Origin of the sequence: Brachybacterium sp. HMSC06H03, from assembly GCF_001807385.1 — a bacterium.
Taxonomy (GTDB): Bacteria; Actinomycetota; Actinomycetes; order Actinomycetales; family Dermabacteraceae; genus Brachybacterium; species Brachybacterium conglomeratum.
This window is the reverse complement of record NZ_KV788952.1, coordinates 1-9,082: the sequence shown is the minus strand read 5'-3', so window position 1 is coordinate 9,082 and position 9,082 is coordinate 1. Positions and strand designations below refer to the sequence as shown.

Below are 9,082 nucleotides of genomic sequence, written 5' to 3'. Positions count from 1 at the left end.
GCGCCGCGCACGGCGGAGGCGGGGCCGTCTTCGACGCGGAGAGCGACCCCGCCGCGCCGGGACATGCGCAGCTGTTCCGCATGCGACCGGACGGCACCGGGATCGAGCAGCTCACCCACGACGAGCGCGTGAACCGCTTCCCGCAGGTCTCCCCGGACGGCCGGCTGGTCGCCTATGTCAGCCATCCGCCGGGGGAGCAGGGTGCCGCCGATGCCGACCCGCTCCTGCGGCTGTGTGCGGTCGACGGGTCGGGAGGGCGCGATCTCGCCCGTCTCCGCGGCGTGCCGGGGACCGCGGGCGGGCACTGCTGGTCCCCGGACTCCCTCCACGTGGTCTGTCTCGATCGTCCGCACGCGGACTGATCCCCGAGGGGCGGAGCGGGCCGGCGACGGCCGGCCCGCCGCTCAGCGGCGCCGGTCGCGGAGCGTCTTGAGCCAGCCGTCGGCCACGTCCCAGGCGGCGACCGCGAGGATCGAGACCACCAGGATCACGCCGAGGGTGTGCATGGACTGCGCGTCGATGTCGCCGGCGGTGCGGGCCCGCTCGAACAGGTCCGGGCTCAGCAGCAGCGTCCGCAGGCCCGGGTGCAGGACCGGCGGATGGTCGCCCTCGACGCGGACCAGCCCGATCAGCCGGGCCCAGGTCAGAGCACCATAGTGTGTGGCACACAGTGGTGGCTGGTGAGCGATGTCGTTCGGGGTCCGGAATGGCGTGAGAGGTGCTCAGCCTGCTCGGCGGGCGGAGAAGCGGTGCAGCAGCTGCGGGGAGTGCCCAGGGGCCACGCCGTGGGCGCGGTCGAGCTCCAGCAGCTCGGGCAGCGGGTCCGCGCGCACGTCGACGAAGCCCGCCTCCTCCCAGACCGCGCAGATCCGCTCCACCCCGGCGCGGGCGAAGTCGAGGTGGTCAACGGCCGCCTCGTCATAGGCCTCGGCGAAGTGCTCCTGGCGCGCGGTCGCTGGCGCCGTGCCCCCTTCGTCCTTGGGCTCGAACCACTGCCCGTCGATCGCGACCAGCACGCCGCCCGGGCGCAGCAGCTCGTGCCAGCGCCGCAGCGCCGTGGGGGCGTCCCGCAGCGTCCACAGCAGGTAGCGGGAGACGATCGCATCCATGCTGCAGCGCGGGAACGGCGGATCCGCGGCGTCGGCCTCCAGGAAGGTCGGAGGGCGCGGATGGCGCTCGAGCTTCGCCCGTGCCTGCGCGAGCATGCCGGGGGAGAGGTCGATGCCGGTCACGTCGTAGCCGTCGGCCGCGAGGAGCAGGGCAGCGTTCCCGCTGCCCGTGCCGAGGTCGAGCACCTCGCGCGTGCCGGGCGGCAGCGCGTCGCCGAAGGCCCTCGACCAGGCCTCGCGCTCACCGGGCAGGGAGAGGCGCGAGAGCTGGTGCTCGTCGTACTCGACGGCCCAGCGGGTCCAGTAGCGGTTCCAGGCCTGCTGGTCCTCGTCGGCGGTGCGGGTCATCGGGGCGGCTCCAGGGGTGGTCGGGGCAGTTGCACCGCCCCGGGGTGCCAGGGCGGTGGTCGTCGGAGAGGTGGGGCCGACGGGTCAGCGGTGGCCGTCGTCCGCGGCGTCGTCCGGGCCGCGGAAGAGGAACTGTGTGGTGCCGTCGGCGGCGAGGACCCGCTCGGCGGCGACGGCGTAGGTCGCGGCCACGAGCCCCACCGCGAGCGCCTCGGCGGGCGGGCCCTCGGCGCGCACCCGGCCCTCGTCCAGCACGATCACGCGGTCGCAGTAGCGGGCGGCGAGGTTCAGGTCGTGCAGCACCACCACCGTCGCCAGACCCCGTGCGCGCACCACCTCGAGCACATGGTGCTGGGAGCCGATGTCGAGGTGGTTCGTCGGCTCGTCCATCAGCAGCACACGGGGCTGCTGGGCGAGGGCGCGGGCGATCAGCACCCGCTGCTTCTCCCCGCCGGAGAGCAGGCCGAACTCCCGCCGCGCCAGATGCAGGGCGCCGGCGCTCTGTAGTGCCTCGGTCGCGATCTCGAGGTCCTCGCCGCCGGTCCCGCCGAAGGCGCCGGAGCGCGGGATCCTGCCCAGCAGCACCACATCGGCGACGGTCAGGGGCACCTCGCCGCTGAGCTCCTGCGCCATCACCGCGATCGACCGGGCGCGCTCGCGGCCAGGCAGCTCGGCGAGATCGCGGCCGTCCAGCAGCACCTGCCCGGCCTCCGGCACCAGCGAGCGGTGCAGTATCCGCAGCGCGGTGGTCTTCCCGCTGCCGTTGGGGCCGACCAGGCCGAGCACCTCCCCGTCGTGCACCTCGAGATCGATCCCGTCGAGCACGGGCGAGGCGCCGTAGGAGTGGCGCAGCCCGTGCGCGGACAGCACGGGCGCGGCAAGCCCCGGCCCGGTCATCCCTCGAGCTCCACGAGCCACTCGTGGATCCGCTCGAGCCCGTCGACGACCAGCGGGGAGGCGGGCTCGGCGAAGTTGAACAGCAGCGGCAGCAGCGCCCGGTCCTGCACGGCGCGGAGGCTGCCGAGCTGATCCTGGGAGATCATCTCCCGGGCGACGTCCGAGCCGTCGCCATCGGTCTGGTGGAGCACGATCAGCACGTCCGGGTCGGCGGCCAGCAGGGGCTCGGCGCTGATCTCGAACACGCGCTCCTCGGTGTCGGCGAAGACGTTCTCGATCCCGAGGGAGTCCAGCTGCGCGGTCACCATCGAGGCGGCGCCGTAGGCGTACAGAGGCCCGCCGCCCACGGAGGGATAGAGCACCGCGGCGGTGGCGGTGGCGAGGTCCTTCGCGGACTCGGAGACGGCATCGATCCGCTCCTGCAGGGAGGTGGAGAGCTGCTCGGCCTGCTCGCCGTGGTCGAAGATTCGCCCGTAGGCGTCGATCTGCTCGTGCAGCGTCTCGAAGCTCGAGCGGTGCCCGCCGGTCGCGCAGTAGACGTTCTGCACGACCACCTGCGCCCCGGCATCGGCCATCGCCTCGCGGGTGACGCCGTCCGGCAGGCCGAAGACGATGTCGGGCTCCTGTGCGATCACCATCTCCTGGGAGATCTGCAGATGGCCGGAGGCGTCGATCTCGTCGCTGAGCGTCGGGATCGCCTCGATGCGTGCGGCGAGGTCCTCGTCGTAGTAGCCGGACGGGAAGGCGCCGGCCCGAGAGACCACCCGGTCCAGCACCCCGACGCCGTCCAGCGTCGTCACCGGCGCCGACTCCAGCAGCACGATCCGCTCGGGCGGCGCGTCGAAGGTGAGCGTCGCCTCGCAGTTGGCGAGCTCGAGCGGGAAGCCCTCCGCCGATCCGCCGCCGCCGTCGGAGCCTTCGTCGCCTGTGCTCCCGTCCGAGGAGCCGCAGGCGGCGGTGAGGCCGACGGCGCCGAACAGACCTGCCATCAGGGTGCGGCGGCGCAGCGGCGCGGGCGTGGGGCCGTGGCTGACGGCCCCGAGGGCGTCGGCCTGGGGGAGGGACGTGCGAGGCATCGTGCTCCTTCGAGCGGGGGAGAGGGGTCAGCGCTGCCGGGCGTGGAGCCGGCGCACGAGGATCAGCAGGAAGGGGGCGCCGATCGCGGCGGTGAGCACGCCGATCGGCAGCTCGCGCGGCTGCATGACCACGCGGGCGAAGGCGTCGGCCCAGAGCAGGAACAGCCCGCCCAGCAGCGCGGAGGCGGGGATCAGCACGCGGTGGCGGGCGCCGACGAGACGCCGGGCGAGATGAGGGATCACCAGACCCACGAAGCCGATCGATCCGGCGCCCGCGACCGCGGCGGCGGTGCACAGCGAGACGACCAGCAGGAAGCCGACGCGGGCGCGGTCGGGATGGATCCCGAGGCCGTGGGCGATCTCGTCGCCGGCGCTCAGCGCGTCGAGCACGCGGGCGCCCGCGAGCAGCACGATCGCGCCGAGCACCGCCGCGACGAGGGCCACCCACAGGAAGGCGTTCCAGCGGGCCAGGGACAGCGAGCCGAGCATCCAGAACATCACCGAGCGGGAGCCCTCGGCCGAGTCGGAGGAGAAGATCAGCAGGTTCGTCAGCGCCGTGAGCGCGTAGCCGACGGCGACGCCGGAGAGCAGCAGGCGCAGCGAGGTGACTCGGCCGCCGGCCCGGGCGATGAGGAACACCAGCAGCGCCGCGCCGAGCGCGCCGAGGAAGGCGAGCACCGACTGCGCGTAGTCGCCCAGCGCCGCGCCGACGCCGAAGAGGATCGCGGCCGCGGCCCCGGTGGAGGCGCCGCCGGAGACGCCGAGGATGTACGGGTCGGCGAGCATGTTGCGCACCATCGCCTGCAGCGCCGCGCCGGAGAGAGCGAGGCAGGCGCCGACGGCGGCCCCCATCAGCACCCGCGGCACGCGCACGTCCCAGACGATCGAGTCGACCGAGGCCTCCCGGGCCGCGGGGACGGGCAGTCCCAGGTGGTGCGCGATGACCTGCACGGTCGTTCCCGCGGGGATCGGCACCGGGCCGATCCCGACGCACAGCACGATGCTCGCCATGCTCGCGACCGCGAGCACGACGAGGAGCAGCGCGGAGCGTCGGGCGCGCGAGCGGACCCCGAGCGCGTCGGGAGAGGGGTCTGTCGCGGGGCGGGCGGCCGGCAAGGTGCCGGCCTGGACGTTCGCCGGGGTCGCCGAGGCAGGGGCTGAGGACGTCACTTGCACGAGCCTACAAGTATTGCCGTGGGGCCGGGCGGGCCGTGCCCGCGGTTGCCCGGGCTCGCCGAGCGGCGTGCGGTGTCAGGCGTCGGGGCGCCGACCGGAGCCCTCGTCCGCGCTCGGTCCGCCGTGCGCGTGGTGCCCGTCATGTGCGTGGTGGTGCGGGTGGTCGACGTCGTCGAGGTGCCCGGAGCCGAGCTCGTGCAGCAGATCGTGGGCGAAGCCGCTCGCCAGCTCGTAGCGCACCACGCGCCCGGTCCGCACGGCGTGCACCCACCCGGCCTCCCGCAGCACCGCGAGGGCGTGGGAGGTGGTGGACTCGTGCGCCCCGATCGCCCGGGCGAGGTCCGAGCTGCGGATCAGGGGATGGGCGTGCAGGCAGAACAGGATCCGCAGGCGGCGCTCGTCGGCCAGCAGCGCCATGCGTGCGGCGAGCTCGCCGAAGCCGTCCTCTTCGGCGAGCAGGCTGCGCAGCTCCTCGACCAGCTGCTCGTCGTCGAGGACCTCGGAGGAGGTCCTCACGTGGGCGGGGCGGCCGGGGCTCATGGCGCACACGGTACCGGGCGCCCCCTACACTGTCGCCGTCGACCGCGCCCCTGTCCCCGACTCTCTGCGAGGTGCTGCGATGCTCGACGTCCTCTGGGGCATCGGAGGGATGGCAGGCCTCCTGCTCATCGCCTTCGCCCTGTCCAGCAACCGCCGCGCGATCCGCCCGCGCACCGTCGTCGGAGCCTTCGCGCTGCAGCTCGCGCTGGGGGTGATCGTCCTGTACTGGGGCCCCGGGCGATGGGCGCTGCAGCAGGTGAGCGCCGGATTCCAGGCAGTCATCGACACCTCCTCCGAGGGCATCTCCTTCCTCTTCGGCGGGCTGCTGCCGGCCGAGGGCGAGGGGACGATCTTCGCGCTGCAGGTGCTGCCGGTGATCATCTTCTTCGCCTCGCTCACCGCGGTGCTCTACCACTGGCGGATCCTGCCGTGGATCGTCCAGCTGCTCGGCGGCGCCCTCGGCAAGCTGCTCGGCACCGGCTACGGCGAGTCCGTGAACACGGCCGCGAACATCTTCCTGGGGCAGACCGAGGCGCCCCTGGTCATCCGCCCTTATCTCGGCAGCCTCTCCCGCTCGGGCCTGTTCGCGGTGATGGTGGGCGGCCTCTCCACCGTCGCGGGCTCCGTGCTGGTGGGCTACTCCCTGCTCGGCGCCCCGCTGGAGTACCTGATCGCCGCGAGCTTCATGGCCGCCCCCGGTGCGCTGCTGATGGCCAAGATCCTCCTGCCCGAGGACGATCCCGAGGCCGTCGCCCGCGAGGCGGAGCTGGTCGCCGCGACCACCCGCAGGAAGGGCAAGGGCATGGCGCCGTCGGCCGACGCGACCGCCGCAGCCGACGGCACCGCCGCGGAGTCCGGCATTGCCGCGGCCGACGGGACCGCGCCGATCTCCGCGACCGCAGTGGACTCCGCCGCGACGTCCGATGCGCCCGCCCCCACCGGAGGCACCTCGTCGGCCGCGACGTCGACGGAGGACGATGACGAGGAGGACACCCTCTCCTACAGCAACGTCATCGACGCCGCCGCCGGCGGAGCGGCCGACGGGCTGCGGCTCGCCCTGACCGTGGGCGCGATGCTGCTCGCCTTCATCTCCCTGATCGCGCTGATCAACCTGCTGATCGGCACGGTCGGCGGCTGGTTCGGCGCCGACGACCTCACCTTCCAGCAGATCCTGGGCTGGGTGTTCGCGCCGATCATGGTGATGATCGGGGTGCCGCTGGACGAGGCCGTCGCCTCGGGCAGCTTCGTGGGGCAGAAGATCGTGGTCAACGAGTTCGTGGCCTTCGCCGGCTTCGGGCCCGAGATCGACACCTTCAGCCCCAAGACCGCCGCGATCACGAGCTTCGCGCTCACCGGCTTCGCCAACCTCTCCTCGCTGGGGATCCTGCTGGGCGGCCTCGGCGGCCTCGCCCCCGAGCGTCGCCCCGAGATCGCGCAGCTCGGCCTGAAGGCGATCCTCGCGGGCACGCTCGCGAACCTGATGAGCGCCACGATCGCGGGGATCATGCTCGGCTGAACGCCGTCGGCCGTCGGCGTCGATGCTGTTCCGACGCCGACGCCGACGCCGACGCTGTGCCGGTGCCTGGCCCGCCTCGGCTCAGCCGGTCAGCGCGATCACGAGCAGGAGCTGCGTGAGCAGGAAGCCGCTGAGCAGGTTCAGGCGCAGGAAGCGGCGCCAGGCGGCGTGGGCGCGCTCCGAGTCGGCATCGGACAGGGAGCGGAAGGGCCAGGCGCTCGCGAGATACGGCAGCACCAGCAGCCCCGCGAGCGCGGCCGGCCATCCCGTGACCAGCATCAGCACGCCGGCCGCGGCATAGAGGCACAGCACCAGGCGCACCGTGCGCGACGCACCCAGGACGGTCGCGATCGAGCCGATCCCCGCCTCGCGATCCGGGCGGATGTCCTGCACCGCGCCGAGGGCGTGCGAGGCCATGCCCCACAGCAGGAACGCCGACAGCGCGGCGACGGCTGTCGCGCCCACCGGGCCATCGGCCAGCACCAGGCCGAACGCCGCCGGTCCCACGAAGTGGACCGCCGAGGTCAGCGAGTCCAGCCCCGGTCGCTCCTTGAGCCGGATCCCGGGCGCGGAGTACCCGACCACCGCGGCGAGCACCACCAGCAGCACCGCCCCGGAGGCGAGACCGCCCAGCACCAGCAGCGCCACGACGAAGGGCAGCGACCCGAGCCCGGCCGCCCACAGCGTCGTGCGGTGGACGCGCCGGTCCAGGACGATCCCCTCCACCCCGCCCTTGCGGGGATTGCGCAGGTCGGACTCGTGGTCGAAGACGTCGTTCACCCCGTACATCAGCAGGTTGTACGGGACGAGGAAGAACACCGTGCCCACCAGCAGCGCCGCGTCGACGCCCCCGCCGGCCAGCAGGTACGCGGCGGCGAAGGGGTAGGCGGTGTTGATCCAGCTCAGCGGGCGCGAGGTGCCCAGCAGCTGGGACAGCGTGCCCGGTCGCGGGGCGGACAGGATGCTCATCGCTCCTCCTGCGGGGTCAGCAGCAGCCACAGCGAGGGCAGCAGGAGCCCTGCCGCGAGCGGCCAGGCGAGGTCCTCGAGCGGGGTGAGCAGGATCCGCACGCCCAGCAGGTCCTCCTCGGCGTAGCGGAACAGGTCCGCCGCGATCATCAGCGAGTCGAACACGATCGTGAGCGCCAGCAGCGCCGCGACGGTCGCGCCGGTGGTCAGCCACCAGCGCGGTCCGGGCCGGCGCCGCACGGCGGCCAGCACCGTCACCAGCAGCACGGGGAGCAGGAAGAGCCCGGCCAGGGCGGCGTAGCTCATGGTTCCTCCCGCCGGGCGGGGGACTGCCGTCGTCGACCCAGCAGCAGATCCATCAGCCCCCGCACCACGAGCGTGACATAGCAGAGGAAGACGAGGAACACGAGCTCCTCGAGCGGCAGCTCCGGCCCGAGCTCGATGCCGCTCATCAGAGCGCTGTCTCCCATCCGGTAGTGGCCCGCCGCGATCGCCGCGAGGTCCCAGGCCAGGAACAATGCGACCCCCGCGAGGAGCACCGTCGCCGCGCGGCGCGGGGCCTGCCACAGGGCGAGGCGGAAGCGCCGGTCCAGCAGGACCATGCAGCCCAGCACCGTCAGCAGGCACAGCAGGTACACCATCCCGGTCATGCGGGGGCCCCGGCGGAGGGTGCGGGCTCGGGCAGCGGGGCCGAGGACCGGTCGCCGCGCAGCCGCTTCGCGACCAGCTCGGCGCTGATCAGGCACATCGGCAGTCCGATCCCGGGCAGGGTGCTCGAGCCCGCGTACAGCAGCCCCTCCACCCGCCGCGAGGCGTTGCGGGCCCGGAAGAAGGCGCTCTGGCGCAGGGTGTGGGCGGGACCGAGCATGCTCCCGGACCAGGCGCCGAGGTCCCCGGCGAAGTCCCCGGGACCGACCGTGCGGCGGACCACGATCCGCTCGGCGAGATCCGGGATCCCGGCCTCCTCTGCGAGCCGCGCGATCGCCTCCTCCGCGATCGCCTCGACCGCGGGATCGCCGGTGCCGTCCACGCCGCCGTGTCCCAGCGACGCGTCGGCCGGGACGGGGACCAGCACGAAGAGGTTCTCGTGACCGGGCGGGGCGACCGACGGATCCGTCGCGGAGGGACGGCACACGTAGCTCGAGGCGGGCGAGGGGACCCGCCCCTCCCGCAGAGCCCCGAAGTTCTCGTCCCAGTCCCGGGTGAACAGCAGCGTGTGATGGGCGAGCTGCGGGAGGGCGCCGCGCACGCCCAGCATCACCAGCACCGCACCGGGGCCGGGAGTGCGGCGGCTCCACCAGGAGGCGGGATAGGTCTGAAGGCGCCGCGGCAGCAGCGCGGTCTCGACGTGGTGCAGATCGGCGGTCGCGACGACCACGTCGGCGCGCAGCTCGCGCACCTCCCCGTCGGCCGTGCGGATCTCGACCCCGCGCGCCGCGGCGCGGCGGCCCG

11 protein-coding genes are annotated in these 9,082 nt (G+C 73.7%); 2 read left to right on the top strand and 9 right to left on the bottom strand.

Annotated elements, in window-relative coordinates:
• A partial coding sequence (locus HMPREF3159_RS15300; protein ID WP_371441715.1) for a TolB family protein occupies positions 1-362 on the top strand: 362 nt, incomplete at its 5' end.
• Between the two features lie 360 nt (positions 363-722).
• Here HMPREF3159_RS15300 and HMPREF3159_RS15295 read toward each other — a convergent pair.
• The 5 genes from HMPREF3159_RS15295 to HMPREF3159_RS15275 all read right to left on the bottom strand — a co-directional run bounded on the left by HMPREF3159_RS15295 (position 723) and on the right by HMPREF3159_RS15275 (position 5,146).
• Entirely contained in the window at positions 723-1,457 is a 735-nt protein-coding gene (locus HMPREF3159_RS15295) for a class I SAM-dependent methyltransferase (RefSeq protein WP_070502062.1), read from the bottom strand.
• Positions 1,458-1,541: 84 nt separating this feature from the next.
• A complete protein-coding gene (locus HMPREF3159_RS15290; RefSeq protein ID WP_083305986.1) occupies positions 1,542-2,354 on the bottom strand; it encodes an ABC transporter ATP-binding protein in 813 nt (270 codons plus the stop codon).
• Positions 2,351-3,430, bottom strand: a complete 1,080-nt coding sequence (locus HMPREF3159_RS15285; RefSeq protein WP_083305985.1) for an ABC transporter substrate-binding protein — start codon at positions 3,428-3,430, stop codon at positions 2,351-2,353. The genes HMPREF3159_RS15290 and HMPREF3159_RS15285 overlap by 4 nt, the downstream gene beginning before the upstream one ends.
• Positions 3,431-3,457: 27 nt before the next feature.
• Positions 3,458-4,600 carry a FecCD family ABC transporter permease gene (locus HMPREF3159_RS15280; protein WP_070502061.1) on the bottom strand — a complete coding sequence of 381 codons (1,143 nt, stop codon included), beginning with the start codon at positions 4,598-4,600 and terminating at the stop codon, positions 3,458-3,460.
• An 81-nt stretch (positions 4,601-4,681) separates the two neighbouring features.
• Complete coding sequence (locus HMPREF3159_RS15275; RefSeq protein WP_070502059.1) at positions 4,682-5,146, bottom strand: ArsR/SmtB family transcription factor; 465 nt, start codon at positions 5,144-5,146, stop codon at positions 4,682-4,684.
• 79 nt (positions 5,147-5,225) lie between these two features.
• Between HMPREF3159_RS15275 and HMPREF3159_RS15270 the strand changes: the two genes are divergently transcribed.
• Positions 5,226-6,662 (top strand): NupC/NupG family nucleoside CNT transporter, encoded by a 1,437-nt coding sequence (locus tag HMPREF3159_RS15270; RefSeq protein ID WP_070502057.1) that lies wholly within the window; start codon positions 5,226-5,228, stop codon positions 6,660-6,662.
• 81 nt (positions 6,663-6,743) lie between these two features.
• On the opposite strand, the gene HMPREF3159_RS15265 is transcribed toward HMPREF3159_RS15270, so the two are convergent.
• The 4 genes from HMPREF3159_RS15265 to crtI all read right to left on the bottom strand — a co-directional run.
• A complete protein-coding gene (locus HMPREF3159_RS15265; protein ID WP_070502055.1) occupies positions 6,744-7,631 on the bottom strand; it encodes a prenyltransferase in 888 nt (295 codons plus the stop codon).
• On the bottom strand, positions 7,628-7,936 hold the full coding sequence (locus HMPREF3159_RS15260; protein ID WP_070502054.1) for a lycopene cyclase domain-containing protein: 309 nt from the start codon (positions 7,934-7,936) through the stop codon (positions 7,628-7,630). The genes HMPREF3159_RS15265 and HMPREF3159_RS15260 overlap by 4 nt, the downstream gene beginning before the upstream one ends.
• Positions 7,933-8,280, bottom strand: a complete 348-nt coding sequence (locus HMPREF3159_RS15255) for a lycopene cyclase domain-containing protein (RefSeq protein WP_070502052.1) — start codon at positions 8,278-8,280, stop codon at positions 7,933-7,935. The genes HMPREF3159_RS15260 and HMPREF3159_RS15255 overlap by 4 nt, the downstream gene beginning before the upstream one ends.
• Positions 8,277-9,082 (bottom strand): phytoene desaturase family protein (crtI, locus tag HMPREF3159_RS15250; RefSeq protein ID WP_141748265.1); only part of this gene is annotated, 806 nt, incomplete at its 5' end. The genes HMPREF3159_RS15255 and crtI, both read right to left, overlap by 4 nt.

Excerpts from the sequence above, each read along its gene's own strand:
- HMPREF3159_RS15295 (WP_070502062.1), bottom strand. The coding sequence starts at position 1,457 with ATGACCCGCACCGCCGACGAGGACCAGCAGGCCTGGAACCGCTACTGG.
- HMPREF3159_RS15290 (WP_083305986.1), bottom strand. The coding sequence starts at position 2,354 with ATGACCGGGCCGGGGCTTGCCGCGCCCGTGCTGTCCGCGCACGGGCTG.
- HMPREF3159_RS15285 (WP_083305985.1), bottom strand. The coding sequence starts at position 3,430 with ATGCCTCGCACGTCCCTCCCCCAGGCCGACGCCCTCGGGGCCGTCAGC.
- HMPREF3159_RS15275 (WP_070502059.1), bottom strand. The coding sequence starts at position 5,146 with ATGAGCCCCGGCCGCCCCGCCCACGTGAGGACCTCCTCCGAGGTCCTC.
- HMPREF3159_RS15270 (WP_070502057.1), top strand. The coding sequence starts at position 5,226 with ATGCTCGACGTCCTCTGGGGCATCGGAGGGATGGCAGGCCTCCTGCTC.
- HMPREF3159_RS15265 (WP_070502055.1), bottom strand. The coding sequence starts at position 7,631 with ATGAGCATCCTGTCCGCCCCGCGACCGGGCACGCTGTCCCAGCTGCTG.
- HMPREF3159_RS15260 (WP_070502054.1), bottom strand. The coding sequence starts at position 7,936 with ATGAGCTACGCCGCCCTGGCCGGGCTCTTCCTGCTCCCCGTGCTGCTG.
- HMPREF3159_RS15255 (WP_070502052.1), bottom strand. The coding sequence starts at position 8,280 with ATGACCGGGATGGTGTACCTGCTGTGCCTGCTGACGGTGCTGGGCTGC.